The following is a 24,241-nucleotide window of genomic DNA, read 5'->3' on the forward strand; positions in this document are numbered from 1 at the left end:
GTGTCTCCGGATTGGTTTCGGGTCAGGATATAGCTCACTCGCGGCGGGTTTCGAGGGCAGGACCCGAGGACGCGACCGAATAGCGGGCGGCCGCCTGCATCGACTCCGGTCTTGGCCAGACGCGGAAGAATTCCCCGAGCCCGGACCCGCCCATATTGGTGTGGATGTTGAGCGCCGGCATCGCAATCCCGATATCACCGAGCGGTCCGCCCAACATCTCCCCGATGGAATGGCTCACCGCGTCATAGGTTCGCGTGTCGAGATAGGGAGCGGCATCAAGGACATTGCAGGTACCGTCGGGCTGTTCATCGCAGTAAACCTGCTCGGCTTCGGACAGGAATTCGTCCAGCGACGCGGCGGTCTGCGCCCGCAGTCCGGCGATGGCCGCATCGAGATCCGGCAGGGCCGACCGGACCAGCGTGTGCTGGACCTGGGTCCAGGCCGGCAGGCCCGCCAGCGTATTGCGGGACCCTTCCAGCGTATCGTTGCCGATCGCGCTGAGCTCGAAATTGACCATGAAGGCGGTCGGCCGGCGCATCATGTCGAGAATCCGGGCCCTTTCTGCCGGGTCGGACACTCCGGCGGGCATCTGGATTTCGCTGAACCCCGCGGCCAGGGCGGCTTCGGGCGAGCGGGCCGCCGCAAGCAGGTCACGGGTGTCTAGGGAGTTGCGCTGATAGGGCGTGTCGGCCGAATAGGCGAGCGCCCAGGCGCGGACGACGTTTTCGGCCCGTCCCAGCCAGTCCGACAGGGTTTCGACCTGGGTGATATAGGTCGAATAATAATCGCTGTCCGGCCCGATGAGTGTCGAAACCGCCAGTGCGGGACGGACCGGACTGAGCGTGTAGTAGCGGCCCTGACGGGCCACGACATAGGATATGACATTGTCCTGAGCCGCGCGCATGACGGGCAGGCCGCGCGTCCGCAGATCGCGCATGCAGGCCGCCTCGGCATCGAGCCAGTCGCGCAGCGGAGCCACATCCTCCGCATACCGGTCGGCCCATTCCGGCAGGGCAGAGGGCGACCCGCCTGCCTCGAAAAAGGCCCCCATATCCACGATCTCGAAGTCCGGCACGGTCTCTCCGCAAGCCGACGCGCCGCCGAGATCGAGGCGCACGACTTCGAACTCCGGCGTCTCCTCGATCCGGAAATGATAGAGGCCGGGCATTTCGACCCGGTCGAATGAGGCCGGATCGGCCGCCGGTCTGAGGATAATCCGGTAGTCGCGGTCGGTTTCGAGATCGGCACCGGAGATGTCCGCCTCGATCCTTGTGTCGGACCAGGACAGGATGGAATCGAGCTGGATGATCAGGCCGGTCACCGGATCGACCGCGAAAAGCAGGCCTTCCCTCTCGCCGAGATCACGGCCCGCCATTTCGAGCATGTTGTCGTCCCGATCAACCAGTGCGGCGATGTTCGCATCGCGGCGTTCGGGCATCTCGAACAGGTCCAGAACCGGCGTGCGGGCGCACCAGTTGGCGACCGCCTCGCTGTCCGTGTTCACCGGCTCGATCGTCTGGGTGTCGCCGGAATAGGGAACATAGCCCTGGTCGAGCCAGTACGGATTGTCCCGGTCGTCGGCAGACTCGGATTCCACGCCTGACGTGTTCCGGATCGAACAGATCGAGCGGACCGGCGCGCCGTCATATTCGCGTTCGCGGGACTGACCGCCCTGATAGGACGGGTGCGTGCCCTGATAGATGCGCCCGGCGATTTGCTCGCACAGCTCGCGATTGCGCGGGGTGGGATCATCGCGCAATTCGCGCAGGATTTCGCGGTTCTCGCACCAATGGTCGGAGAAGGCGCCGTTGAAGAAGCCGTAGAGCGTCTCGGTGTCGCGGCCGCGAATGTCGTTCCCGTCCAGAGGCGGCACGATCTGCCCGTCGGATTCGTCGGACAGGCCGATCGGAACCACATAGTCCGGCAGGTCGTAATGCCCGCCATGTTCGAACCCCCACAGCGTGTTGGGGTCGAATTCCCGGCCCCAGCCGACCGCCGCGCCGAGCGTGCCAGTGAGGCTGGTCATCTGCCCTTGCGCGACTTCGGTGCCAATGGGGTTGTTGCGGCCGTAAAGCCAGAGCCGTGTGGCGTAGGCGACGAGTTCGCCGCGATCCCCCGCGACGACATTGTTGTCCGAACTGCCGATCTCGGGAGTTTCGGGCAGGACGAAATCGACGACGCCCAGCAGAGCGACGGCGCGTCCCGGATTGGGGCCGAGCAGGCCGGTCATCATCGACTCGTTGGTCGCCCACATATTCCAGCAATCGCCCTCTTCCACGACCCGGAAGGTCGGGGCGGCGGGCGAGAGCGGCGCGTCATAGATGCCGTATCCGCCATTCGGTCCGGTGCCGAGTTCGCGGATCACTTCGGTCCAGCCTGCTCCGGCGCAGCGCCTGAGGCCGGCGAGCTGGACGGCGACATTGAGCGTCTGGTCCCGGCTGGCCGGGTCGTAACGCGACAGGCTGAACGTCCCCGCGATGGCGTCGGCATAGCGTTCATCGCCAATGCCGGGGATGGGATCGCTCATCCCGCCCGATCGGACATGGCGGTACATCATCGGCTGGGCGGCTCCGGACGGTCCCGGCAGCGGCGAGGACAGCGGATCGGCCCGCATCAGGAGGAATTCGAGCGCGGGCATCTGCGTCACCACGGCCTCGGCGCCGTGAATGATGCCCGACAGCGCGCCGATGGCGAGATGGCCGACGAGGTCGGCATCCTCCTGCGAGGTGTCGGGCGAATCCCAACGCTCCCACATATGCCCGATCGCCCAGCGGTCCTGCAGGAAATGCTGGGCATAGCCCTCATAGGCGAGTGCCAGAAGCTCGGCCTCCTGGATCTCCTCCAGATAGGCGGCCTGCTCCTCCTCGGTCATCGCCTCGCGCATCGCACGGGCGCGCCGGGCGAGCTCGATCGCATTCTCGTGCAGATGGGCATACATGTCGGACGCCTGGGTGCCGAAATGCACCGAGTTCAGCGCGCCCAGCCAACCCATGAATTCATGGCAGCGGTCGGCATATTGCGGCCGGTCGAAAGCCGGACAGGTCCGGTTCTTGTTGATCCAGTCATAGAGCGCGTAGCTGTAGTCCGGCAGGCCGGCGAACATCGCCGGCGGCGGCAGGGTGCGTTCCTCGGCCTCGGTGTCGGGATTGTCGCCGACCGGGTCGAGGCCCAGCAGAAGCGGTTCGCGGAAATAGCTGGCGTTGAGATCGACGATTTCCAGACTGGCCGCGCCATTGCGGCCGAAGATGGCGCGCAGCTGTCCGGACGGGTCGAGATAGTCGAACGTGTCGTCGGAAATGACCGTGTGCTCGGCGACGGAATTGGTCGGACCGGTTTGATAGATCGAATGCCACGCCACCTCGGAATCGACCTGGGTGTCGAAAGCGGCCGCCATCAGCCAGGCGAGAGCGGCCGCGGCGATCTGGATGCGCGCGCGCTTCATGGTTCGCCCTCCTCCGGCCGGCAGGGTGAGCCGGGCGTGAGAAAGACCGCATCGAAGGCGGCGGCATCGCCGCCGAGCGCGGACAGGCGGTCGAACTCAGCCTTGCACTGATCCTCTGCATCGGAGGCGGCGACGCATTCGCCGAGCACCCCGCCGCCATCGGCGCAGTCGATCACACCGGCGAGCGTTGCGCTCCAGCGGACGACGGCGTCATTGCGCCCGGGGTCGTAATGGAGGCCGATGGCGGGCTCGCCATGGGCCTGCGCCACCGTGGCGATCTGCGTACACCGGGCGGAGCCGCCGCAAGGCTGGCGCGCGGGGTCCGTGACTTCGACGGCGATCCCGCTTCCGGCCTGTGGTGCCGGGTCTGGTTCGTCACGGCCGCCGCAGCCGGCCAGCAGGCCCGCCGCCGCGATCAGGCCGAAGCCCCGCCAAACGCTGGATCGCCCCATCCTGCCCTCCCCGTCCGCGCCGAGCCTAATCCCGCGGCGCGGACGCGTGAAGGAAAATCCGGTCAGCCGATTTTGACCTGATCGCCGAAGTCACGGGACCGGAGGCGGCCGACGATCTCGACCGCTTCGGGTTAAGCTGGGGGGATGTGGAACCCTAATCCGCGTCCATCTTGAGCGCGGCGATGAAGGCTTCCTGGGGGATGTCGACGCGGCCGAACTGGCGCATCTTCTTCTTCCCCTCCTTCTGCTTGTCGAGCAGCTTGCGCTTGCGGGTCGCGTCGCCGCCATAGCATTTGGCGGTCACGTCCTTGCGGAGCGCGGAGAGGGTTTCCCGGGCGATGATCCGGCCGCCAATGGCCGCCTGGATCGGGATCTTGAACATGTGCCGCGGGATCAGATCCTTCAGCTTCTCGCACATGCCCCGGCCGCGCGCCTCGGCGCGCGAACGGTGGACGATCATCGACAGGGCGTCGACCGGCTCGTCATTCACCAGCACGGACATCTTCACGAGGTCGTCCTCGCGGTAGTCCTTCCACTGATAATCGAAGCTGGCATAGCCCTTGGTGATGGATTTCAGCCGGTCATAGAAGTCGAACACGACTTCGTTGAGCGGGAGTTCGTAGACCACCATGGCGCGGGAGCCGGCATAGGTCAGTTCGCGCTGGATGCCGCGCCGGTCCTGGCACAGCTTCAGAACGCCGCCGAGATATTCGTCCGGCACAAAGATGGTCGCGGTGATCCAGGGTTCGGCGATGGTGTTGATCTTCACCGGGTCGGGCATGTCGGCGGGGTTGTGCAGGTCGATCACCGTGCCGTCCGTCATCGTGATCTTGTAGATCACCGACGGGGCGGTGGTGATGAGATCGACATTGTATTCCCGCTCGAGCCGTTCGCGGATCACTTCAAGGTGGAGCAGGCCGAGGAAGCCGCAACGGAAGCCGAAGCCGAGCGCGGCAGAGGTCTCCATCTCGAAGGAGAAGCTGGCGTCGTTGAGGGCAAGGCGCTCGACCGCGTCGCGCAGATCCTCGAATTCGGCGCTGTCGACCGGGAAGAGGCCGCAGAACACGACCGGTACGGCCGGCTTGAAGCCCGGCAGGGGCGTGCCCGTCGGACGGCGATCGTCGGTGACGGTGTCGCCGACCCGGGCATCGCGGACCTGCTTGATCGAGGCGTTGAGGAAGCCGATCTCGCCCGGCCCGAGACTGTCGACCACCTGTTTGGCCGGGCGGAAGACACCAACCCCATCGACATGATAGGCCGCGCCGGTGCCCATCAGGCGGACCTTCATCCCCTTTTTGAGCGTGCCTTCCATGATCCGCACGAGGCAGATCACGCCGAGATAGGTGTCGTACCAGCTGTCGACGAGGAGCGCCTTCAGCGGTGCTTCCGGATCGCCGGGCTTCGGCGCGGGCAGGCGCGTGACGATCGCTTCGAGCACGTCGGGGATGCCGACGCCGGTCTTGGCGGAAATCCGCAGGGCTTCGGAGGCGTCAATGCCGATCACGTCCTCGATCTGCTGGCAGACGCGTTCGGGTTCGGCAGCAGGCAGGTCGATCTTGTTGAGCACCGGCACGATGTCGAGATCGGCGTCGATCGCCTGATAGACATTGGCCAGGGTCTGCGCCTCGACACCCTGCGCCGCGTCGACGACGAGAAGCGCGCCTTCGCAGGCATAGAGCGAGCGCGACACCTCATAGGCGAAATCGACATGGCCCGGCGTGTCGATCAGGTTGAGGACATAGGTCTCGCCATCCTTTGCGGGGTATTCCAGCCGCACGGTCTGGGCCTTGATCGTGATGCCGCGTTCGCGCTCGATATCCATGTTGTCGAGCACCTGCTCCTTCATCTCACGCTCGGTCAGGCCGCCGGTGAACTGGATCAGCCGGTCGGCGAGCGTGGACTTGCCGTGGTCGATATGCGCCACGATGGAGAAATTGCGGATATGCGCGGGGTTCGTTGTCATGGCGCGGGAGGTAGCAGAGCGGGGGCATCCCGCCAAGCGGCACGTCAGGACCTGACACAAGTCGCGATTGCGCGCCGCGCTGTCGCCTCAATCGCGAATAAGGCTATGATTTCGACGCCGCATTCGGACAGGAGTTCAGCCATGCGTCTTCTTGCCCTTCTCGCCGCCCCGTTCGCCGTCATGGCGATCACGGCCTGCGCCACGGCGCAGGAAACCGACTATGGCCAGCCCAGCCAGTATTCCGAACCGGTCGAAGCCTATTCCGAGGACGAGATCGTCGAGGCGATGTCGGACTTCTTCGGCGTCACCGCCGAGGCGGCTGCGGCAGTGGTCGAGCGGGTCTTCTCCGATCTCGGACGCCCGGTCGGCTATATCGCCGGCGAGGAAGTGTCCGGCGCGGTGGGCGTGGGTCTGCGCTATGGCGAGGGCTGGCTGACGCTGCGCAATGGCGAGCGCCAGAAGGTCTACTGGCAGGGCCCCTCGATCGGTCTCGACACCGGCGGCAATGCCAGCCGCGTCTTCACCCTGGTCTACAATCTCAATGATCCCGAACGGATCTACCAGCGCTTCCCGGGCGTGGAAGGCACGGCCTATCTCGTCGCCGGCCTGGGCGTGAACTACCAGCGCGCCGACAACATCACCCTCGCGCCGATCCGCTCAGGGGTCGGGCTGCGCGCCGGGGCGAATGTCGGCTATCTGGCCTATTCGCGTCAGCGCAACTGGCTGCCCTTCTAGGCGTTCTCGAAGACGATTTCCGGCCAGTTCGCCCGGTTTTCCGCGCATTTGCGGTTCCAGCCCGCCGGGTCGGCGATGCCGGGCAGCGGCCGGATCGTGCCGGAGAACAATTCCGCGAGCCCGTAGGGCGCGATCAGTTCGGGCTGGCCGCCGGCGTCGAGGCGCAGGGCGATGGCGTGCGATTTCGAGGCGAATTGCGAGACCGCTTCTTCGGTCGTGCGGATCGGAGCGCGCTCGACGCCGAACTTCTTCGAAAACCAGATCGGCACGCGCGCCTGATTGCGGATTTCCACCTCGCGCGGGAAACCGGCAAAGACCGTGGCGCCGCGCTTGATCCAGACATCCTCGCCTTCCCAGCTGAGGTCATCCGGGTCGCAATAGGCGAGGTCATAGTCATTGATTCCGAAGGCCGGATCGCGCCCGGTCAGCGCGTTCCACACCGGTTTGTAGATCGCGCCGGCCATCAGCGCCCAGTCGGGCAGGCCCATCGCCGCGGCGCGCGACAGCACGGCCCGCGCGCCGGGCTCGGCCAGCACCGCCTCGACCAGAAAAGCGCGCTGCGCCCCGAAGTCCGCGCCGGAGAGCCGTTTCGGATCCGGCGCCGTCATCAGCCGCGCAACGTTCCGCCGGTCGCCTTCTCGACCGATGCGACGATGGCGGCGGCGACCGCCTCGATCTCCTTGTCGGTGAGCGTCCTGTCGGCGGGTTGAAGCGTGACTTCCAGCGCCATCGAGACCTTGCCCTCGGGCACGCCCTTGCCGCGATAGAGGTCGAAGACCTGCACGTCGGTGACGAGCGCCTTGTCGGCCCCCTTCGCGGCGCGGATCACGTCCTGCGCGGCGACGCCGTCGTCCATCAGGAAGGCGAAGTCGCGGCGCACCGGCATCTGTTCGGATCGCTGCAGCGGAGCACGCGCCTTGAGCGTCTGCTTCTTCGGCTGCGGAATGGCGTCGAGCACGACCTCGAAGCCGATGACACGTCCATCGATGCCGAGTGCCTTCAGCGTGCCGGGATGGAGTTCGCCGAATTCGGCGAGAACATTCTTCGGCCCCAGGCGCAGCACGCCGGACCGGCCCGGATGCCACCAGGCGCGGGCTTCCTGCGCAGCCTGCAGCGAGTCGACCGGCGCGCCGGCGGCGTCGAGTGCGGCGAGCGCATCGGCCTTGGCGTCGAACAGGTCGGCTTCGCGCGTGCCGGCCCAGTGGCGGCCTGCCTCGACGAAGCGGACACCGGCGGCGACGGTTTTCTGGCCCTTCGGCGTGTCGTCGAGCCAGATCGGGCCGACCTCGAACAGGCGCGGATCGTCCAGCCCCTTGTCGGCATTGGCCTGAATGGCTTTGAGGAGGTGGACCAGCGCGGAAGGGCGCATCACGTCAAGCTCGGACGAGATCGGGTTTTCCAGCGCCAGCCCGTCGCCATGACCGCCGAAGGCCGCGGCCTCCTTCGTCTCGCAGAAGGACCAGGTCACCGCCTCCCGGTAGCCGCGCAGAGCGAGCGCCCGGCGCACAAGGCGGGCGCGGTTCTGACCGACCGTCGCGGTCGGTTCGCGGCGGCCAGGCAGGCGGGGCAGAGAAACCGGGACGATATTGTCGAAGCCGTGGATGCGGGCGATTTCCTCGACCAGATCAGCAGGCTGGGTGCAGTCTCGCCGCCAGGTCGGCACCTCGACGGTCAGGGAATGGCCCGAACCGGCAGCGGTAAAGCCGAGCGTGTCGAGAATACGGACGATCTCCGTGGTTTCGAGGTCAAGCCCGGTCAGGCGTTTCACCTGACGCGTGTCGAATTCGATGGCTTTGGGGGGCGCAGGCTCCTCGCCCGCGACCACGACATGCGAGGGTTCGCCGCCGCAGATGTCGAGGATGAGGCGCGTCGCCCATTCGATGCCCGGACGAACCGAGTGCGTGTCCACACCGCGTTCGAAGCGGTGTTTCGCGTCACTCTCGATGCCGGTGGCGCGGCCCGTGGCGCGGGTCAGCGCCGGGTCGAACCAGGCGCATTCGAGGAAGACGTCCGTCGTCGTTTCCGACACGCCGGATTCCTCGCCGCCCATCACGCCGCCGAAGCCGAGGCAGTTCGCGTCGTCGGCAATGACACACATCGCGTCCGTCGGGACGTAGAATTTGCCGTCGAGCGCCTCGAAGCGATCGGCCTCGCCCCGGCCCTTCCGTGCACGGATCGTTCCGTTCAGCTTCGCCGCGTCATAGACGTGGAGCGGGCGGCAGCGATCGTAGGAGACGAGGTTGGTAATGTCGGCGAGCGCATTGATCGGGCGCAGGCCGATGGCCTTCAGCCGCTTCTGCAGCCAGGCCGGGGACGGGCCGTTCCTTACGCCGCGGATCAGCCGGCCGGCGAAGACCGGGCAGGCTTCCGGCCAGTCGAGCTCGATCTTCACCGGACAGTCAAACTTGCCGTCGACGGGCCTGGCCATCCTGGTGATGACATGACCCATGCCGGCGGCGGCGAGATCGCGGGCAATGCCGTCGACGCCGAGCCAGTCGGGGCGGTTCGGCGTGACCTCGAAATCGATGACCGGGTCGTCCATCCCCAGCGCCCTGGCCGCAGGCGTGCCGACTTTCCACTCGCCCTGAAGGTCGATGATGCCGTCGCTGTCCTCGCCGGAGCCAAGCTCGGCGGAGGAGCACAGCATGCCGTGGGATTCCACGCCGCGGATCTTGCGCGGCTTGGTGTCGAGCGAGAAATCCGCACCCGGAATATAGGTGCCGAGCGGGGCGTAGATCGCGGTCATGCCGGCGCGGGCGTTCGGCGCGCCGCAGACGATGGTCTTCTCGCCGTCGACCGTGTCGACCGTGCAGACGCGCAGGCGGTCGGCGTCGGGATGCGGCACCGCCTCCTTCACATGCGCGACGGTAAAGGCCGAGAGGTCTGCCGCCGGGTCCTCGATGCCCTCGATCTCGAGACCGGCCATGGTCATGGCGTGCTCGATCTCGGCCAGGGTGGCGGAGGTCTCGAGATGCTCTTTCAGCCAGGAGAGGGTGAATTTCATCGGTCTAGCCTTGGCTCTCTACCGGCGTCTCGACCGGTTCGGATTCGGTGTCGGGTTCGGGGGCGGGGACGGGTTGCAGCGCGCCGAGATCGGTGAAGGGGTCGTCGTCGGACACCGGGCAGTGACTGACCCGGCGGGCGCGGGCCCCGCCGACCGGGGAGGTCTGCCAGCAGCGGTCGAAGACCGAGCAGTAGCAGATCTGGATCTCCCAGCCGTCCCAGGCGGAAACGGCGGTATAAAGCTGGTCGAGCGTCATGGACTCGCGCGGCCAGGCGATCGAGATCGGCGTCGCGGTTTCGCCTGCCGCCATGGCGCGTCCGGTCAGCTGCGTCCACGAGATGTCATAACCCTCCGGCAGGCTCGCCAGGAAGGCTTCGGGCGTCGCGCGGACCTCACCGTTCTGGGTCAGCGTCACCGACTGGATCATGGCCGGGCCGACGCCAGTGTTCTGGACGCGCAGGCCGATCGCATAGGAATTCGGGGTCGTGGACTGGAATCCGTCGACCTGCAGCGCGGGCACGACCGCCGCATGCTGCTGGGCGCGCATCACGCGCGCCTGGTCCCACGCCACGAAAAGCGCGGCGAGGCCGACCACCATCGCGCCGACCGCGGTCAGCGCCTGATGATTGGTTTTGATCCATGTCCACATCAGGCGCTCTCCTTCTTTCCTCCCCCGTTCACGGGGGAGGTGTCAGCGCAGCTGACGGAGGGGGGATATCCCCCCCTCGGTCCTTCGGACCACTCCCCCCGCAGGCGGGGGGAGAAATCATTGGCAGCAAGACACATCAGCTGAGACCCGTCGCGAGGTTGGCCTGCAGGAGCGGCGAGAAGCCGTAATGCGACAGCCAGCGCACATCGTTGGCGAAGAAGTCGCGCAGGTCCGGCGCGCCGTATTTCAGCATGGCGAGGCGGTCGACGCCCATGCCCCAGGCGAAGCCCTGATACTCGTCCGGATCGAGGCCGCAGGCGCGGATGACATTCGGATGCACCATGCCGCAGCCGAGGATTTCCATCCACTTGTCGCCGGAACCGACCTTCACCGCGTCGCCGACGCGTTCATACTTCACGTCCATCTCGGCGGATGGCTCGGTGAAGGGGAAGTGGTGCGGGCGGAAGCGCGCCTCGACCTCATCGGTCTCGAAGAAGGCGCCGATGAAATCCATCAGCACGCCTTTCAGGTGGCCCATATGGGCGCCCTTGTCGATCACGAGACCCTCGACCTGGTGGAACATCGGCGTGTGGGTCTGGTCCCAGTCGCAGCGATAGACGCGGCCCGGCACGATGATGCGGATCGGCGGCTTGCGCGTCATCATGGTGCGGATCTGCACCGGCGAGGTGTGGGTGCGCAACAGCATGCGTTGACCGTCGGGGCGCGGCTTGAAGAAGAAGGTGTCGTGGGTGTCGCGCGCCGGGTGGCCTTCGGGGAAGTTCAGCGCGGTGAAATTGTGGAAGTCGTCTTCCACGTCCGGGCCTTCGGCAACGTCGAACCCCATGTCGGAGAAGATCACCGCCAGCTCCTCCATCACCTGGGTGACGGGGTGGAGCGCGCCCTTCGGCTCGGGCCGGACCGGCAGGGTGATGTCGGCGCGTTCGGTAGCGAGGCGGGCGTTCAGCGCGGCGGCCTCAAGCTCGGCCTTGCGCGCGGCAATCGCGTCGCCGACGCGGTCCTTCAGCCCGTTGAGGGCCGGGCCCATCACCTGGCGCTCTTCCGGGCTCATCTGGCCCAGAGCGCGCATCATCAGGGAGATCCTACCCTTCTTGCCGAGCGCTTCGACGCGCAAGGCTTCAAGCGCGGCTTCGTCGGTGGCGGCCTCCACCTGACCGGTCAGTTCGGCTTCGAGCGCCTTGATGTCGTCCGTCCCGCTCATCGTCTCTTCCCTTCGGCCGCGTTCGCGGAACCGGGTTTACCGGCCCGGTGCGGGAAGGCAAGCCGTCAGGACGGGCGCGCGGGGATGCGAGTGGGCCGCCGTGTCAGCTCGCCGCCGCAATTCGGGCAGGCGTTTCGATGCGTCTCCTCGGTGCAGGGACCGCAGAAGGTGCATTCATAGCTGCAAATGAAGGCTTCGCCGGAGGGGGACAGAACCCGCCCGCAGGTTTCGCAGGCGGGTTTCATGTCCAGAGCCATCGCGAGGGATGGCCTATTTCAGCGCGGCCTGCGCCTGGTCGACCAGGGCTTTGAAGGCCTCGGGTTCCCGAATCGCCAGATCGGACAGGACCTTGCGGTCGAGGTCGATCCCGGCCTTCGCGAGGCCGTCAATAAATCGGGAATAGGTCAGTCCGTGCGCGCGGACGCCGGCATTGATGCGCTGGATCCACAGGCTGCGGAAGTTGCGCTTCTTGGTGCGGCGGTCGCGATAGGCGTACTGTCCGGCCTTTTCGACGGCCTGGACTGCGACGCGGTAGACATTCTTCCGGCGGCCGTAATAGCCCTTCGCCTGGGAGATGACCTTGTTGTGCTTGCGGCGGGCAACGATGCCCCGTTTGACGCGTGCCATGAGAGTCTCGCTTCTATGTTCTCAGTCGCCGGGCCTTAAAGGCCGTACGGGATGTAGTTCTTCTTCACGATCTTCGCGTCGGGCGCCGAGAGAGTCTCGGTGCCGCGATTCTGGCGGATCTGTTTCGGAGTCCGCTTGATCATGCCGTGGCGCTTGCCGGCCTGGCCAGCCTTCACCTTGCCCGTGGCGGTGAGCTTGAAGCGCTTCTTCGCGCCGCTCTTGGTCTTCAGCTTCGACATTTCCGCTCCTTTTCCGGCGGCGAGCCGCCTTGTTCGTTTTAAGACCCGGCAGGCATGTCGAAATGGCCTGGCGCGGGTGCTGGTCGTCAAAGAGCGGGCGTCATACCCGCAACACCCGCGCAAGGCAAGCGGGCAAGGGAGTCCCGATCATTCAGGCGGGGCTGCGACACTCTGCCTCTGATGTCGCAGGTTGAGCACCGCGCGCCCCTCGTCCATCTCCGCGCCGGGGAATGATGAGGGAGTTGGTGACGCCGGACGGGAGTCCGGCCTGTTGGAGTATATACATCCATGTCCCGCGCCATTGCCCTGGCGGTTCCCGCCCCCCGCCCGCTTGCTTTCCGGATCCCGCTGATCGGCTGGATGATGGGCGAGATCGCCCGCAAACCCGGGGACGGGCTGCGTCTCGCCACCATCAATGCGGTGCTTCTTGTCGCCCTGCTCTGCCTGACCGTCAGCCCCTGGGTGCTGGTGTGGATCGCGATGGCGCTGGCCCCGGTCACGCTGATCGCCATCATGGCAATGGCCGGCGGACTGGTCGACTGATCTAGACCGGGCGGCGCAGGACGAGATCGACCAGTTCGTCGAATTTGGCGCGCTGCTCGTCCGGGTCGCCGCTGGCGATCGCGCCGGCAACGCAATGCCCGGCATGATCCTTGAGCACCTCACGCTCAACGCCGGACAAGGCGGCCTTCACCGCGCTGATCTGGGTCAGCACGTCGATGCAATAGCGGTTCTCTTCCAACATCGTCACGAGGCCGCGAACCTGGCCCTCGATCCGCTTCAGCCGCTGGATGGTTTTCTGTCTCGGAATGCCGTGCGTCATGGCTCGCTTGTATACCCCTAGGGGGTATGTTAGCAAGCCAGGCATGTCATTTCGCGTCCTGATCGCCCTCAGTGTTTCGGCCGCCGCGCTGGCCGGTTGCGTCAGTGTGGATGGCGTGGCCGAGCGCGAGCGCGCGCTGTCGGCCGCCGCCGACCACACCGATCCGGTCGCGCCGTACGATGTGCCGCTGCCGCAAGCCGGCGAAACGCTGAGCGAAGACGGCGCGGCTGCACTGGCGATCGCGCGCAATCCGGCGCTTCGCGCGCAGCTGGCCGAAGCGGGGCTCGCCCGCGCCGACTGGGCAGTGGCTGTCCTGCCGCCCAATCCCGTGGTGGAGCTGACCTGGTTCAATCCCGAAGGCGCCGGCGCCGTGCTGGACATGGATGTCCGCGCTCCGGCGGCGGCCCTCCTCGGCTATCCGATGCGCCGGGCGGCCGCGCGGGCCGCCTATGACGGCGCGCAGGCCCGGGCCGTGCTCGACGCGATCGACTTCGCCGCCGACGCCCGGCGTGCCTGGGTCGTTGCGGTGGCCGCGAACGAGCGCGCGGCACTCCAGACCCGCATCCTGCAATCGGCCGAAGCGGCGCTGGTCGTCGCCGAGGAAATCGACGCCGCCGGCAATGCGCCGACGGCCGCCCTCGCCCGCCAGCAATTGATGACGCTGGCCGCCCGCGCCGATGCGGATGACGCGCGTCAGGCCGCGATGCTGGCCGGGCTCGATCTCGGCGTGGTGATCGCCGGCGAGGCCGAACTTCCCGCCCGCCTGCCGGATCCGGTTGCGGTGAACGTCCCTGAAGACGCCGCCGAACAGGCGCTGAACGCGAGTCTGCCCTTGGCCGCCGCACGCGCCGAGGCCGAACGCGCGGCCCGCGCCGCCGGATACGAGACGCTCGACAGTTTTCTCGGCGGACTCGAGATCGGGCCGGCTTTCGATATCGAGGACGGCGAGACCGAGACCGGTATTTCCGCGCATCTCGACCTGCCGCTGTTCGGTCTGGGCCACCCGCAACGTGCCGCAGCGCAGATCCGGGCGCAGCAAGCCGCCGACCGGTACACGGCACTGGAAGCCGAAATCCGCGCGGCGATCACCGCGCAGGTCGCGGAGATGGAATGGGCGAGCGAACGCGCGCGATTCATCCGGGAAGAACTCCTGCCGGCCTCGACCCGATCGCTCGACGAGACGATGCGCCAGTACAATGCGATGCAGACCGGGGTTTACGCCCTGCTCGACGCCTTCAATGCGCAGGCGTCGGCCGGCCGGGCCTATGTCGACGCCATGGCGCGCTATCACCGGGCGCGGATCGGTTTTACGGCGATGATGCAGGGCGGCAGCCCGTCTGGCGTCGAAATCAGCGCGCCGCGTGCCGGAGCCGCCGCAAACGCCGGGGAGGATCATTGATGAAACTGTCCAGGCGTAATGCGCTGCTGGGCGGCGCCACCGGGCTTGCCGCCGCCGGCCTGATCAGCGGTCAGGCAAACGCCCAGACTCAGGCCTGGCCCGCGCATTCCGCGACCATCCCGGCCGGACCGGCGCAGCCGCCCGGGCGCGGCTATCGCCCGGTCGTGACACCGAATGGCGCGACGCTGCCCTTCCGGATCGTCGACGGGGTGAAGGTGTTCCATCTGATCGCCGAAGAGGTCGAGCACGAATTCGCGCCCGGCCTCAACGCGACCTGCTGGGGCTATAACGGGCGCGTGCATGGCCCGACGATCGAAGCGGTCGAGGGCGACCGGGTCCGCGTCTATGTGACCAACCGCCTGCCCGCACCGACAACGGTGCACTGGCACGGTGTGATCCTGCCGTCGGGCATGGACGGGGTCGGCGGGCTGAGCCAGCGCTCGATCCATCCCGGCGAGACCTTCGTCTATGAGTGGACTTTGGTGCAGCACGGCACCTTCATGTACCACTCGCACCATGACGAGATGACCCAGATGGCGCTTGGCCTGATGGGGATGCTGGTGGTACATCCGCGCCGGCGCCGCGGCCCGCAGCCCGACCGCGATTTCGCGATCCTGCTGTCGGAATGGTATCTGCCCGCCGGGGCCAGCCGGCCCGATCCGAACGCGATGTCGGACTTCAACATCCTGACGATGAATGCGCGCTGCTATCCCGGGACCGAACCGCTGCTGGTGCGGCGCGGCGAGCGCGTGCGGATCCGCTTCGGAAACCTGTCGGCGATGGATCATCACCCGATTCACCTGCACGGCTATGCCTTCCGCATCACCGAGACCGATGGCGGGGAAATCCCGGCGAGTGCCCAGCATCCAGACACGACGGTGCTGGTCCCGACGGGTTCGACCCGCACGGTGGAGTTCGTCGCCGACAATGCGGGCGACTGGGCCATGCACTGCCACATGACGCACCATGTGATGAACCAGATGGGTCACGGCCTGCCGAACCTGACCGGCGTCAATGCCCGCCGGATCGACCGCGCCGTGGGCCAGGTCCTGCCGACCTATATGACGATGGGTCAGGACGGCATGGGCGAGATGGGCCGCCATATCGGCATGGGCCACATGGACGTGCCGGACAATTCCCTGCCCATGGTGGGGGCGGAAGGTCCGCACGACTACATCACGATGGGCGGGATGTTCACCATCCTCAAAGTCCGCGACCAGCTGCCCGCCGACGGGTCCGATCCGGGCTGGTATGACCCGCCCGAGGGCACGATGGCGCGAGCCGCCCGCACGGACGAATTGCGCCGAGACGGCATTGACGTCTAGCTTCTCTCGCGAAAGGACATTCCATGCTTTCCCTTTTTCTGGCGCTGGCGCTCGCCACCACCGATCACGGCCATGACAGCGAAGACCACCATCACGCGGAAACCGCGGAGATGGTGACCTCGACCGCCGTCGCGGACGTGCGTTCCGCCGATGCCGAGGCGCGCACCGCCCTCTTGCGTCACGAGGCGCTGACCGAGATCGGCATGCCGGCCATGGTGATGGAATTCCACATCGCCGAGGACGTCGACATGGCGTTGTTCGAACCGGGCGCTGCGCTGACCATCACCGCCGTGAATGGCGAGAACGGCCTGACCGTGATCGCCGCCGCGCCGGAAGGCGGGACAGACCACCATGGTGGCATGCATCACGGAGATGTGCCCGAGGGTGAGGCCCATCACGGCGAGGGCCACCACTAGGATGGTAATCAAACGCTGGGCCATCCGGATTCACAAATGGGTCGCGCTCGCCGTCGGCCTGCAAATCGTGCTCTGGGTGCTCGGTGGCCTGGTAATGAGCGCGATCCCGATCGAGCGCGTTCACGGCGACCACAATATCGCGCCGCAAACGGCCGGCGCGCTTGATCTCGACGGCGTGCTCGCCCCGATGGAGGTCGCCGAGCGCGCCGGTGTAGTGCCACTTCGTGCTGAACTGCGCGACTATCTCGGACGGACCGTTTACGTGTTTACGACCCCAACGGGTCCGGTCCGCGTCGATGCCCGTAGCGGCGAGCGCCTGCCGCCGGTGACCGAGGACGAGGCCCGGCGGATTGCCCGGGCCGACTATGCCGGTGATGACGTGATCGCCGAGGTGCGTTTCTTTCCCGAGCCGACATGGGAATACCGGCGCGAAGGACCGGCCTGGCGGGTCGAGTTCGAAGACGGGGAGCACACGCGGCTCTACGTCTCGACCGAGAGCGGAAGCGTCACGGCGCGGCGCAACGATTCCTGGCGGGTATTCGACACCTTCTGGGCGCTGCACATCATGAATTTCGGCGACCGGGAGGATTTCAACCATCCGCTCCTGATCATCGCGAGCGTGCTGGCGCTGATTTCCTCGCTGGCCGGGTTCTACCTGCTGTTTCCGTGGATTGCGCGCCTGTTCGGAATCGGCCGCAGGACGCCGTCCTAGCTGCGGATATCGTCCTCGACGCCCGGTTCGCCGCGGGGATTGTCATCCGGCCAGTGCCCGGCCTTGCGCCGCCAGTTAAAGAAGTGCGCACCGGCCAGCAGCGTCACGCCCAGAACCGTCACGATGATCTCGACCTGTGTCGAGACCATATGGGTTGCCCCGACCAGCATCAGGGCAAGGCCGACGCCAGCCGCGGCGATGGTTGGCCAGTGGGCGCCGGATATCGATGCCCCCCAGAACAGGCCGGCAATCGCGATCGGGGCGGCGACGATGAAGAGCAGCAGGTGCACCGCCTCATCGTTGAAGAAGCCGGCAATGGCGTGGGGCAAAAGTGCCGGCGCCGCGACGGCCAGCACCGGCAGGATCAGACAATGCGCCAGGCACAGGATCGAGACACCGATCCCGGAAAAGTCGAGCGCGGATTGTTTGAGTTTACGGGTCACGGGCCGTCCGTTCGTAAGCGAATGTGGATCACGATATAATGTAACCCCGTCGCGGGCGGAAGATGGAGGGCGCTTTTTGCACTGCACAAAGCAAGCGGGCGGCCCCGTATGGAGCCGCCCGCCGGTTGTCGCATGACCGTCCGGGATCAGTCGTTGTCGTAGAAACCCAGCTCGGAAATGTTCAGGATGGCCGGAACCGGGTCGCGCTGCGAATAGGTGCCGACCCAGATGTCGTAGACGCCGCCTTCCGGGTTCTCGAAGAGAATGCCCGGATTGAAGCCGCCTTCGCCGCCATCATCGTCGCAATACCAGCTTCCGTCCGGACCGTTCACGACCAGCGTGGTGTCCGAGCCCGAAGCGGCCGAGATGTAGAGGTCGAGCGAACCCGGTTCGAAATCGAGTTCGAAGTCCGGCGAGCGCGTTACCCAACCCCGGCAGGCGCCGGTGCCGCTGACATTGCCGTAAACCTCGATATCGCCGCCCGCCAGAAGTTCGACGGTGTAGGGATCGGGCAGGAAACCGCCGGTCAGCGAGACATCGCCATAATTCGACGGAAGCGACCAGTCGAGCGAGCCGCCCTCATCCTCGAAGTCGCCGGCGAAGCCGAGTTCCGAGATGTAGAGCGTGGCATCGGGATAACCACCGGACTGGCTGTAGGTGCCAACCCAGATGTCATACACGCCCGAGGCCGGATCGGTGATGTGGACGCCGGGGTTCGGGAAGCCCGCCCCGTCGTCATTGCACACCCAGTTGCCGTTGGGATCATTGACTATCAGCGTGGTGTCGGTGTCCGAAACCGCCGAGATGAACAGGTCATAGGACCCGGCTTCATAGGTGAGTTCGAAATCCGGAGCGGACGACGCATATCCCACGCAGCCGCCGCCGACCATTTCACGGACATCGACATCACCGCCGGCCGCGATCGCGACCGTCTGCGGGTCCGGCAGGAAGCCGGAGCGCAGCGAGCCTTCGCCGAAATTGGCAGGCAGAGACCAGTCGAGGCCGGCGCTGTCCGGCATCGGGTCGGGACCCATGCCGAGTTCGGAGATGTGCAGGGTGGCGGGCGCATAGACGCCGGAACCGGAATAGATGCCAACCCAGATATTGTAGAGGCCGGAGGCCGGCCGTTCGATCCCGATTCCCGGGTTGAGGGCGCCGACACCATCATCGTCGTCGCAGATCCAGTTGCCGTTCGGATCGTTGACCACGAGCACGGTGTCGCGATCGGATGTCGCCGAGAAATAGAGCGGGAAGCTGCCGGCCGTGTAGTAGAGATTGTAGTCCGGCGCCGTGGCGACGAAGCCGCGGCAGTCGCCGCCGAGCGAACGGGCATCATTGGTGCCGCCCGCCTGGAGGTCCACTTCGTGCGGATCCGGAATGAAGCCTGAATCGAGGGTGATCGATCCGTAATGCGGCTGCTGTGCGATGTCCTGTGCGGCCGAAGGCGCGGCGGCTATCGCCGCCGCGCCAAGGGCCATGGCCCAATATTTCATGGTCTTTCTCCCCCAGCCGCAGCCGCTACTGGCTGTACAGCTCGGAGATATTGATCTGGGCTTGCTGGTTCGAGGCGTTGCCGTAGGTGCCGACCCAGATGTCATAAAGGCCGGACATCGGCGTATTGAAGCGAACCGACGGGTTGAGGCCCTGGCCGCTGTCGTCGTCGCAATACCACAGACCGTTCGGCGCGCGGACGACCAGCGTGGTGTCGGCATTGGAGCTGACCGAGATGATCAGCGGCAGCGACGAGCCGGCGGTGAAATAGAGGTCGAAATCCGGCGCGTTGGCGATGTAGCCGCGGCACGAACCGCCGATCGAGGTCGAGGCATTGATCGGGCCGCCCGAAAGGACGTTGACCCGGTACGGATCCGGAGCGAAGCCGGTGCGGAGCGAAACGTTGCCGTAAGTCGGCGCGGCTTGCCAGTTCTGGGCTTCGGCCATGCCGGTGACGGCAGTGGCAAGAAGCGCGGCGGACGCGACGGCGGCGAAGATGGATGACTTGTTCATAACCCTGTCCCTTATGACACATTGCTGCTTCGTGAAGCGGGCCGGACCCCCGTCCGATTCCGCGTTTCAACACGTTAGCATTAAACGCGCAGGGGAAGTGAACCTCATCTGAACGGTCACACCTCGAAAAATTCGCATTCCCGGGAGCGTGCCGGCAAAAAGACACGCCGGGAAAGACCTTTCCCGGCGTGCCCTTGATCGGTGATTTCGAGGCGGGGGCGTCAGCGCGGCGCCAGCACCATGATCATCTGCCGGCCTTCGAGCTTGGGCGAGAACTCGACCTTGGCGACATCGGAAAAGTCTTCCTTGACGCGGTCGAGCAGGGCCATGCCGCGATCCTGGTGGGCCATTTCGCGGCCGCGGAAGCGCAGCGTCACCTTGACCTTGTCGCCTTCCTCGAAGAAGCGGCGCATGGCCTTGGCCTTGACCTCGTAATCATGGGTGTCGATGTTCGGACGCATCTTTATCTCTTTGATATCCTGCGTCTTCTGCTTCTTGCGAGCCTCGGTCTTCTTCTTCTGCTCCTGGTATTTGAGCTTTCCGTAGTCGAGGATCTTGCAGACTGGCGGGTCGGCGTTCGGCGACACCTCGACAAGGTCGAGGCCTGCCTCCTGGGCAGCTTCGAGCGCGGCGTCGACGGGCATGATGCCCTGCTTCTCGCCAGATTCATCGATGAGGAGGACCCGCGGCGAGCGGATTTCCTGGTTGATGCGCGGGCCGTCCTTCTTGGGCGGCGGGGCGGCGTGTGGTCGGCGGGCTATGCGTCTTCTCCCTGATAGCCTCTGTAGAAAATCTCTGACCGGATGGCCGAGGATAGAACGCGCGAATGCGCGTCCAGTGCCATACGGAACCGGGCTGTTATCGCCTCAACCGGCGAAAAATCAAGCGGCACGGGTGGTCTCGTTGAATCCGCCGGCGAAACGCATCGCCTGCATCGCCTCTTCAGGCGTGACCTGGGCGAGTGTGGGGGCATGCATGATGACCACGGTCGACGGCCCGCGCGGGGCGATCAGGGCCGGGTCCTGCTCGCCACCGGGATAGAGCGCCAGCGCCGGCGGACCGGCCGCGACAAGCAGATGCAGAAGACCGGTGTCCTCACCGAACACGAATCGCGACCGCCGGCCGAGACCGGCGAGCTGGACCAGCTTGGCCTTGCCCGTGATGTCGCGCGCACCCGGGGCACGCTCGGCGATATAGCGCCCGACCTCGCGGGCGGAAGGGCCGCCGACGACGGCGGGCGTGATCCGCGCTTCGGTCAGGGCGTGGGCGAGCGAGGCCCAGCGTTCCTTGGGCCAGCGCAGGGCCGGCTTCACCTCGTCCCCGGCCGGGGCGAGCAGTGCGAACGGGCCGTTGATCCCGAAATATTCCGGCTCGAGCGTGCGCGACGTGCGGGCGAAATAATCGACCCAGGAAACGTCTGGCGACGGCGCTTCACCGAGACGGTAGGCGTCCTCGCCGAGCCCGGCACGGCCGAGCGATATCGCGGCAGCCTCGACCGGGTGAACGCCGGGTTCGGGCCGGGCCGCGGCCTCGACCCACCGGGTGCGCGAAAAGCGGAAGCCGCCCTTGATGCGGCGCGAGGTTTCGTTGCCGACGAGGTCGAACACGGCGACCGGCTTGGCGATCTTCACGCGCTTGACCATCAGCCGGCCGGCCGGGCCTTCGGCCAGAGCGTCGGTTTCGATCGCGCCAAACCAGGGGCAATGCTTCAGCAGGCCTTCATAATCCGGCGTCGTCAGGAGAATCAGCCGTGCGCGGCGGTTCGCCTCGTGTATCCGGCGCACGCTCGCGAGCCCGCGGATGGTCTCGACGAGATCACCCCAGAGCAGCACATAGATCGTATCGCGGGCGACATCCTGCATCGGCGTTACTCTAGAAGCTCGCGGTAGACCTGCAAGGTCGCAGACTGGAGTGAAGCGGTGGTGAACAGTGCGCCGATCCTGGACCGGCCTGCCTCACCCATACGCGTACGCGCTGCGGGACTCAATTGCACCGCCTCCCACATCGCATCGGCCAGCGCGTCGGCGTCGCCCGGCTTCACACGCCAGCCGGTCTGGCCCGCCTCGATCACTTCGCGCGCACCGCCGTGATCGGACACGATGACCGGCTTGCCGGCGGCCGACGCCTCTGCCGCAGTCCGGCCAAAGGCTTCCGGATCGACCGAGGGGTTGAGCGCGACATCGCAGGCCGCGAAGGCGGCGGGCATGTCGCTGCAATGGCCCGCGAAGATGACGGACGGGGCGACGCCGAGGTCCTCGGCCAGGCTTTCGAGTTCGCGGCGGAATTCGGCCCGGCCCTGGTCGCCCCCCGCGAGGACAAGATGCGGGACGATTTCGCCGCGCGCCTTCAGCGCGCCCAGCGCCTGGATCGCGACGGTCTGCCCCTTCCAGCGGGTCAGGCGGGCGGGCAGCAGAAACAGGAATTCGCTGTCGGCGACACCCCATTCGCGGCGCAGCGCCGCGCCGCGGGCGCTGATTTCGTCCGAGGGGGCGAAGCGTTCGGTCTCCACACCCCGCGGGATGACGGTGATCGGCATCCACGTGCCGTGTTCCCGCACGATATGGTCGTGGATGAAGTTGGAATTGGCGATCACCCGGTCACCGCGCGCCATCACCGAATTGTACCAGCGCTTCAGCGGCGAACGGGCATTGTAGGTGCCGTGATAGGTCGTCACGAAGGGTATGCCGGTCTTGCGCGCGGCGCGCAGCGCGCTCCAGGCCGGGGCCCGCGAGCGGGCATGGACGAGGTCGACGCCGCGTTCGCGGATGATCGCGGCCAGAAGCTTGGCGTTCTTCCAGATCGTCAGCGGTGATTTCGACGCCAGTGGCAGGCGGATCAGCTCGCCGCCCGCGGCGGCGAGTTCGCCCTCCATCGCACCGCCTTCGCTGGCGACCAGCGCGGTATGGCCTTCACGGGTCAGCGCCTCCGCGATCTCGATCGTCGTGCGCTCCGCGCCGCCGGTGTCGAGATTGGGGATGACCTGGAGAATTTTCATGGACAGGGGCGAGGTCGGGTGCGGGGCGGAGAAATGCAAGGGCGGGCCATCGCACGGATCAGCGCGCGGGTCATCTGGTTTTCCGGCGGGCGGTGTCAGAGAAGCGCGCTCAGCCCTCCCCTGTAATTTGGAAAGCGCGGCGTCCAGCCGAGTTCCCGTTTCGCGCGGAAATTCCACACCCGGCGGCTCTCGGCATAGAAGCCGCGCAGCATGGCGCTCATGTCCGCGGTCTCGAAATCCTCCTCCGGCGGCGGGGCGATGCCGAGCAAATCCGCTGCGAAGGCGACCACGTCGGCATTGGCGGCCGGTTCGTCGTCGGCGAGATTGAAGAGGCCGGCGGATGCTGTCCTGTCGATCGCCAATGCGAGCGCCGACGCGGTGTCGTCGACATGGATGCGGCTGAACACATGGCCCGGTTTGACGATGCGGCGCGCGCGCCCGGCACGAAGCTGGTCGAGCGCGGAGCGTCCGGGCCCGTAGATCCCGGCGAGCCTGAACAGGCTCACCTGCGGCAGCGCGTCCTGCCAGGCCCGTTCCGCCGCGAGGCGCAGGACCGAGCGCGGCTGGCGCGGGATGACGGGACTGTCCTCGGCGACCCAGTCACCATCGCGGTCGCCATAGACCCCCGTCGTCGAGAGATACCCGGCCCATTGAAGGCGCGGCATCAGGGCGGCGATGTCCGGTCCCAGCGATTTCAGGACCGGATCGCCATGGGGCTCCGGCGCGGCGCTGACCAGGAGGTGGGTCGCGTCACCCAGCACGGTGCGCATCGGATCGGTCAGGCCGTCACCGGCCGCCCACAGCAGCGGTTCAATGCCGGAAGCCCTGACCTCATCGGCGTTCGAACGCGTCGTCCCGACGCAGCTTATGCCGCGTTCGGCCAGCAAGGGTGCCGTTGCGCGGGCGACATAGCCCGCGCCGATCATGAGGCAGAGACGGTCAGTGGACATGGACGGCGGGGTCTGACCTGCTAGTGTTCGCGGCGTGTAAGGGTTCAAACTGGGGTCGGGCGTCATGCGTCATGTAGTGCTTCTTTCCGGCATGGCCGGGCTCGCGGCAAGTCTTGCTGCGCCGGCCGCCGCGCAAATCGACTATGCCGCCGAGGAGCGCGCCCGCTACGAGGCCTGTCTCGACCGCATCGGCACCGACCCGGAAAACGCCTATGAGGACGCGCTGGCCTGGCGTTATGAGGCCGGCGGCTGGCCGGCCCGGCATTGCGAGGCGCGGGCGCTGATCGCGCTCGGGGAGACCGAGGAAGGCGCGGCGCGGCTTGAGGCCATCGCCTCCGCACCGGACACGACCGAGCAATGGGCCAAGGTGGTGCTGTTCGCCGAGGCGGGCGATGCCTGGCGCAGCGCGGGCATGCCGGCGGAAAGCCGCCGGGCCTATACCCAGGCGCTGGAATACAACAACGAGTCCGCCCCGCTGTGGGTGGGCCGGGCGCGCGGCGCGCTCGACCAGGCGATGTGGGCCGCGGCCGAGGCCGATGCCTCCGCCGCGATCCGCCAGGACGGCGCGATGGGCGAGGCCTACACGATCCGCGCCGAAGCACGGCTCGAACTCGGCGATCTCGACGGGGCGCAACGCGACATGGAAATGGCGCGCCAGATTGACCCGGCGGACATCGACGCCCTGCTGATCCGCGGCCGCATCAACGAGGCGCGGCGGACCGGCGGGTAAGTCCTGGTTTCCCTCGTCCTTCGAGGCCGCCTTCGGCGGCACCTCAGCAACCGTGTTGTTGCGGGTTGTTCCAGGTCTGGTTTCTGGCGACGAGGGTGTTGAGGAGAATGGTGA

25 protein-coding genes are annotated in these 24,241 nt (G+C 66.6%); 7 read left to right on the forward strand and 18 right to left on the reverse strand.

What is annotated here, in order from left to right; translation table 11 throughout:
* Nucleotides 1-34: 34 nt before the first annotated feature.
* From ACFOOR_RS05290 to lepA, 3 genes are all read right to left on the reverse strand, one after another.
* Nucleotides 35-3,442, reverse strand: a complete 3,408-nt coding sequence (locus tag ACFOOR_RS05290; protein ID WP_343165426.1) for a hypothetical protein — start codon at nt 3,440-3,442, stop codon at nt 35-37.
* Nucleotides 3,439-3,894, reverse strand: a complete 456-nt coding sequence (locus ACFOOR_RS05295) for a hypothetical protein (RefSeq protein ID WP_343165425.1) — start codon at nt 3,892-3,894, stop codon at nt 3,439-3,441. Before ACFOOR_RS05295 ends, ACFOOR_RS05290 begins: the two co-directional genes overlap by 4 nt.
* Nucleotides 3,895-4,048: 154 nt before the next feature.
* Nucleotides 4,049-5,857 (reverse strand): translation elongation factor 4, encoded by a 1,809-nt coding sequence (lepA, locus tag ACFOOR_RS05300; RefSeq protein WP_343165424.1) that lies wholly within the window; start codon nt 5,855-5,857, stop codon nt 4,049-4,051.
* 141 nt (nt 5,858-5,998) lie between these two features.
* On the opposite strand from lepA, the gene ACFOOR_RS05305 reads away from it, so the two are divergent.
* Complete coding sequence (locus ACFOOR_RS05305; RefSeq protein WP_343165423.1) at nt 5,999-6,592, forward strand: DUF1134 domain-containing protein; 594 nt, start codon at nt 5,999-6,001, stop codon at nt 6,590-6,592.
* Here the strand turns inward: ACFOOR_RS05305 and ACFOOR_RS05310 are convergent.
* The 7 genes from ACFOOR_RS05310 to rpmI form a co-directional block, all read right to left on the reverse strand.
* The gene (locus tag ACFOOR_RS05310) at nt 6,589-7,200 is read right to left on the reverse strand and encodes a nucleotidyltransferase family protein (RefSeq protein ID WP_343165422.1); all 612 of its coding nucleotides are present in this window, start codon (nt 7,198-7,200) and stop codon (nt 6,589-6,591) included. The genes ACFOOR_RS05305 and ACFOOR_RS05310 overlap by 4 nt on opposite strands.
* Entirely contained in the window at nt 7,200-9,596 is a 2,397-nt protein-coding gene (pheT, locus tag ACFOOR_RS05315; protein WP_343165421.1) for a phenylalanine--tRNA ligase subunit beta, read from the reverse strand. Before pheT ends, ACFOOR_RS05310 begins: the two co-directional genes overlap by 1 nt.
* Before the next feature lie 4 nt (nt 9,597-9,600).
* Nucleotides 9,601-10,245 carry a hypothetical protein gene (locus ACFOOR_RS05320; RefSeq protein ID WP_343165420.1) on the reverse strand — a complete coding sequence of 215 codons (645 nt, stop codon included), beginning with the start codon at nt 10,243-10,245 and terminating at the stop codon, nt 9,601-9,603.
* 136 nt (nt 10,246-10,381) lie between these two features.
* Entirely contained in the window at nt 10,382-11,464 is a 1,083-nt protein-coding gene (gene pheS, locus ACFOOR_RS05325; protein ID WP_343165419.1) for a phenylalanine--tRNA ligase subunit alpha, read from the reverse strand.
* Between the two features lie 65 nt (nt 11,465-11,529).
* Nucleotides 11,530-11,721: a DUF1272 domain-containing protein gene (locus tag ACFOOR_RS05330; RefSeq protein WP_343165418.1), complete on the reverse strand. Its 192-nt coding sequence runs from the start codon at nt 11,719-11,721 to the stop codon at nt 11,530-11,532.
* 13 nt (nt 11,722-11,734) lie between these two features.
* Nucleotides 11,735-12,091 (reverse strand): 50S ribosomal protein L20, encoded by a 357-nt coding sequence (gene rplT, locus ACFOOR_RS05335; RefSeq protein ID WP_343165417.1) that lies wholly within the window; start codon nt 12,089-12,091, stop codon nt 11,735-11,737.
* Between the two features lie 35 nt (nt 12,092-12,126).
* A complete protein-coding gene (gene rpmI / locus ACFOOR_RS05340) occupies nt 12,127-12,330 on the reverse strand; it encodes a 50S ribosomal protein L35 (RefSeq protein WP_039712475.1) in 204 nt (67 codons plus the stop codon).
* A 288-nt stretch (nt 12,331-12,618) separates the two neighbouring features.
* On the opposite strand from rpmI, the gene ACFOOR_RS05345 reads away from it, so the two are divergent.
* Nucleotides 12,619-12,873, forward strand: coding sequence for a hypothetical protein (locus ACFOOR_RS05345; protein ID WP_343165416.1), 255 nt, complete (start codon nt 12,619-12,621; stop codon nt 12,871-12,873).
* A gap of 1 nt (nt 12,874) precedes the next feature.
* Here ACFOOR_RS05345 and ACFOOR_RS05350 read toward each other — a convergent pair whose 3' ends face one another.
* On the reverse strand, nt 12,875-13,153 hold the full coding sequence (locus tag ACFOOR_RS05350; RefSeq protein ID WP_343165415.1) for a metal-sensitive transcriptional regulator: 279 nt from the start codon (nt 13,151-13,153) through the stop codon (nt 12,875-12,877).
* Nucleotides 13,154-13,196: 43 nt separating this feature from the next.
* On the opposite strand from ACFOOR_RS05350, the gene ACFOOR_RS05355 reads away from it, so the two are divergent.
* Genes ACFOOR_RS05355 through ACFOOR_RS05370 form a run of 4 tightly spaced genes read left to right on the forward strand, consistent with a single transcriptional unit; the run spans nt 13,197 to nt 17,005 of the window.
* Nucleotides 13,197-14,552, forward strand: a complete 1,356-nt coding sequence (locus ACFOOR_RS05355) for a TolC family protein (protein ID WP_343165414.1) — start codon at nt 13,197-13,199, stop codon at nt 14,550-14,552.
* On the forward strand, nt 14,552-15,877 hold the full coding sequence (locus ACFOOR_RS05360) for a multicopper oxidase family protein (protein WP_343165413.1): 1,326 nt from the start codon (nt 14,552-14,554) through the stop codon (nt 15,875-15,877). The genes ACFOOR_RS05355 and ACFOOR_RS05360 overlap by 1 nt, the downstream gene beginning before the upstream one ends.
* 23 nt (nt 15,878-15,900) lie before the next feature.
* A complete protein-coding gene (locus tag ACFOOR_RS05365) occupies nt 15,901-16,293 on the forward strand; it encodes a copper-binding protein (protein WP_343165412.1) in 393 nt (130 codons plus the stop codon).
* Between the two features lies 1 nt (nt 16,294).
* Complete coding sequence (locus ACFOOR_RS05370) at nt 16,295-17,005, forward strand: PepSY domain-containing protein (protein ID WP_343165411.1); 711 nt, start codon at nt 16,295-16,297, stop codon at nt 17,003-17,005.
* Here the strand turns inward: ACFOOR_RS05370 and ACFOOR_RS05375 are convergent.
* The 7 genes from ACFOOR_RS05375 to ACFOOR_RS05405 all read right to left on the reverse strand — a co-directional run bounded on the left by ACFOOR_RS05375 (nt 17,002) and on the right by ACFOOR_RS05405 (nt 23,397).
* The gene (locus ACFOOR_RS05375; RefSeq protein WP_343165410.1) at nt 17,002-17,448 is read right to left on the reverse strand and encodes a MerC domain-containing protein; all 447 of its coding nucleotides are present in this window, start codon (nt 17,446-17,448) and stop codon (nt 17,002-17,004) included. The two genes, ACFOOR_RS05370 and ACFOOR_RS05375, sit on opposite strands and share 4 nt — an antisense overlap.
* Before the next feature lie 146 nt (nt 17,449-17,594).
* The gene (locus ACFOOR_RS05380) at nt 17,595-18,941 is read right to left on the reverse strand and encodes a hypothetical protein (protein WP_343165409.1); all 1,347 of its coding nucleotides are present in this window, start codon (nt 18,939-18,941) and stop codon (nt 17,595-17,597) included.
* A gap of 25 nt (nt 18,942-18,966) precedes the next feature.
* On the reverse strand, nt 18,967-19,452 hold the full coding sequence (locus tag ACFOOR_RS05385) for a peptidase S1 (RefSeq protein WP_343165408.1): 486 nt from the start codon (nt 19,450-19,452) through the stop codon (nt 18,967-18,969).
* Nucleotides 19,453-19,673: 221 nt separating this feature from the next.
* The gene (gene infC / locus ACFOOR_RS05390) at nt 19,674-20,213 is read right to left on the reverse strand and encodes a translation initiation factor IF-3 (RefSeq protein WP_343165456.1); all 540 of its coding nucleotides are present in this window, start codon (nt 20,211-20,213) and stop codon (nt 19,674-19,676) included.
* Between the two features lie 120 nt (nt 20,214-20,333).
* Nucleotides 20,334-21,314 (reverse strand): glycosyltransferase family 9 protein, encoded by a 981-nt coding sequence (locus ACFOOR_RS05395; protein ID WP_343165407.1) that lies wholly within the window; start codon nt 21,312-21,314, stop codon nt 20,334-20,336.
* A gap of 5 nt (nt 21,315-21,319) precedes the next feature.
* The gene (locus ACFOOR_RS05400) at nt 21,320-22,447 is read right to left on the reverse strand and encodes a glycosyltransferase family 4 protein (RefSeq protein WP_343165406.1); all 1,128 of its coding nucleotides are present in this window, start codon (nt 22,445-22,447) and stop codon (nt 21,320-21,322) included.
* Between the two features lie 95 nt (nt 22,448-22,542).
* Nucleotides 22,543-23,397: an SDR family oxidoreductase gene (locus ACFOOR_RS05405; RefSeq protein ID WP_343165405.1), complete on the reverse strand. Its 855-nt coding sequence runs from the start codon at nt 23,395-23,397 to the stop codon at nt 22,543-22,545.
* A gap of 64 nt (nt 23,398-23,461) precedes the next feature.
* Between ACFOOR_RS05405 and ACFOOR_RS05410 the strand changes: the two genes are divergently transcribed.
* Nucleotides 23,462-24,127, forward strand: a complete 666-nt coding sequence (locus ACFOOR_RS05410; RefSeq protein ID WP_343165404.1) for a hypothetical protein — start codon at nt 23,462-23,464, stop codon at nt 24,125-24,127.
* Nucleotides 24,128-24,241 lie beyond the last annotated feature (114 nt).

It is taken from the genome of Hyphobacterium vulgare (genome assembly GCF_042643335.1).
In the GTDB taxonomy this organism is placed as follows: Bacteria; Pseudomonadota; Alphaproteobacteria; order Caulobacterales; family Maricaulaceae; genus Hyphobacterium; species Hyphobacterium vulgare.

What these genes read in the sequence shown, in the direction of transcription:
- ACFOOR_RS05385 (WP_343165408.1), bottom strand. Translation starts at nt 19,452, where the DNA reads ATGAACAAGTCATCCATCTTCGCCGCCGTCGCGTCCGCCGCGCTTCTT.
- ACFOOR_RS05400 (WP_343165406.1), bottom strand. Translation starts at nt 22,447, where the DNA reads ATGAAAATTCTCCAGGTCATCCCCAATCTCGACACCGGCGGCGCGGAG.
- ACFOOR_RS05305 (WP_343165423.1), top strand. Translation starts at nt 5,999, where the DNA reads ATGCGTCTTCTTGCCCTTCTCGCCGCCCCGTTCGCCGTCATGGCGATC.
- ACFOOR_RS05405 (WP_343165405.1), bottom strand. Translation starts at nt 23,397, where the DNA reads ATGTCCACTGACCGTCTCTGCCTCATGATCGGCGCGGGCTATGTCGCC.
- ACFOOR_RS05355 (WP_343165414.1), top strand. Translation starts at nt 13,197, where the DNA reads ATGTCATTTCGCGTCCTGATCGCCCTCAGTGTTTCGGCCGCCGCGCTG.
- ACFOOR_RS05395 (WP_343165407.1), bottom strand. Translation starts at nt 21,314, where the DNA reads ATGCAGGATGTCGCCCGCGATACGATCTATGTGCTGCTCTGGGGTGAT.
- pheS (WP_343165419.1), bottom strand. Translation starts at nt 11,464, where the DNA reads ATGAGCGGGACGGACGACATCAAGGCGCTCGAAGCCGAACTGACCGGT.
- ACFOOR_RS05370 (WP_343165411.1), top strand. Translation starts at nt 16,295, where the DNA reads ATGGTAATCAAACGCTGGGCCATCCGGATTCACAAATGGGTCGCGCTC.
- ACFOOR_RS05320 (WP_343165420.1), bottom strand. Translation starts at nt 10,245, where the DNA reads ATGTGGACATGGATCAAAACCAATCATCAGGCGCTGACCGCGGTCGGC.
- ACFOOR_RS05310 (WP_343165422.1), bottom strand. Translation starts at nt 7,200, where the DNA reads ATGACGGCGCCGGATCCGAAACGGCTCTCCGGCGCGGACTTCGGGGCG.
- ACFOOR_RS05290 (WP_343165426.1), bottom strand. Translation starts at nt 3,442, where the DNA reads ATGAAGCGCGCGCGCATCCAGATCGCCGCGGCCGCTCTCGCCTGGCTG.
- lepA (WP_343165424.1), bottom strand. Translation starts at nt 5,857, where the DNA reads ATGACAACGAACCCCGCGCATATCCGCAATTTCTCCATCGTGGCGCAT.
- rpmI (WP_039712475.1), bottom strand. Translation starts at nt 12,330, where the DNA reads ATGTCGAAGCTGAAGACCAAGAGCGGCGCGAAGAAGCGCTTCAAGCTC.
- rplT (WP_343165417.1), bottom strand. Translation starts at nt 12,091, where the DNA reads ATGGCACGCGTCAAACGGGGCATCGTTGCCCGCCGCAAGCACAACAAG.
- ACFOOR_RS05330 (WP_343165418.1), bottom strand. Translation starts at nt 11,721, where the DNA reads ATGGCTCTGGACATGAAACCCGCCTGCGAAACCTGCGGGCGGGTTCTG.
- ACFOOR_RS05345 (WP_343165416.1), top strand. Translation starts at nt 12,619, where the DNA reads ATGTCCCGCGCCATTGCCCTGGCGGTTCCCGCCCCCCGCCCGCTTGCT.
- pheT (WP_343165421.1), bottom strand. Translation starts at nt 9,596, where the DNA reads ATGAAATTCACCCTCTCCTGGCTGAAAGAGCATCTCGAGACCTCCGCC.
- ACFOOR_RS05350 (WP_343165415.1), bottom strand. Translation starts at nt 13,153, where the DNA reads ATGACGCACGGCATTCCGAGACAGAAAACCATCCAGCGGCTGAAGCGG.
- ACFOOR_RS05380 (WP_343165409.1), bottom strand. Translation starts at nt 18,941, where the DNA reads ATGAAATATTGGGCCATGGCCCTTGGCGCGGCGGCGATAGCCGCCGCG.
- ACFOOR_RS05295 (WP_343165425.1), bottom strand. Translation starts at nt 3,894, where the DNA reads ATGGGGCGATCCAGCGTTTGGCGGGGCTTCGGCCTGATCGCGGCGGCG.
- ACFOOR_RS05365 (WP_343165412.1), top strand. Translation starts at nt 15,901, where the DNA reads ATGCTTTCCCTTTTTCTGGCGCTGGCGCTCGCCACCACCGATCACGGC.
- ACFOOR_RS05360 (WP_343165413.1), top strand. Translation starts at nt 14,552, where the DNA reads ATGAAACTGTCCAGGCGTAATGCGCTGCTGGGCGGCGCCACCGGGCTT.
- ACFOOR_RS05410 (WP_343165404.1), top strand. Translation starts at nt 23,462, where the DNA reads ATGCGTCATGTAGTGCTTCTTTCCGGCATGGCCGGGCTCGCGGCAAGT.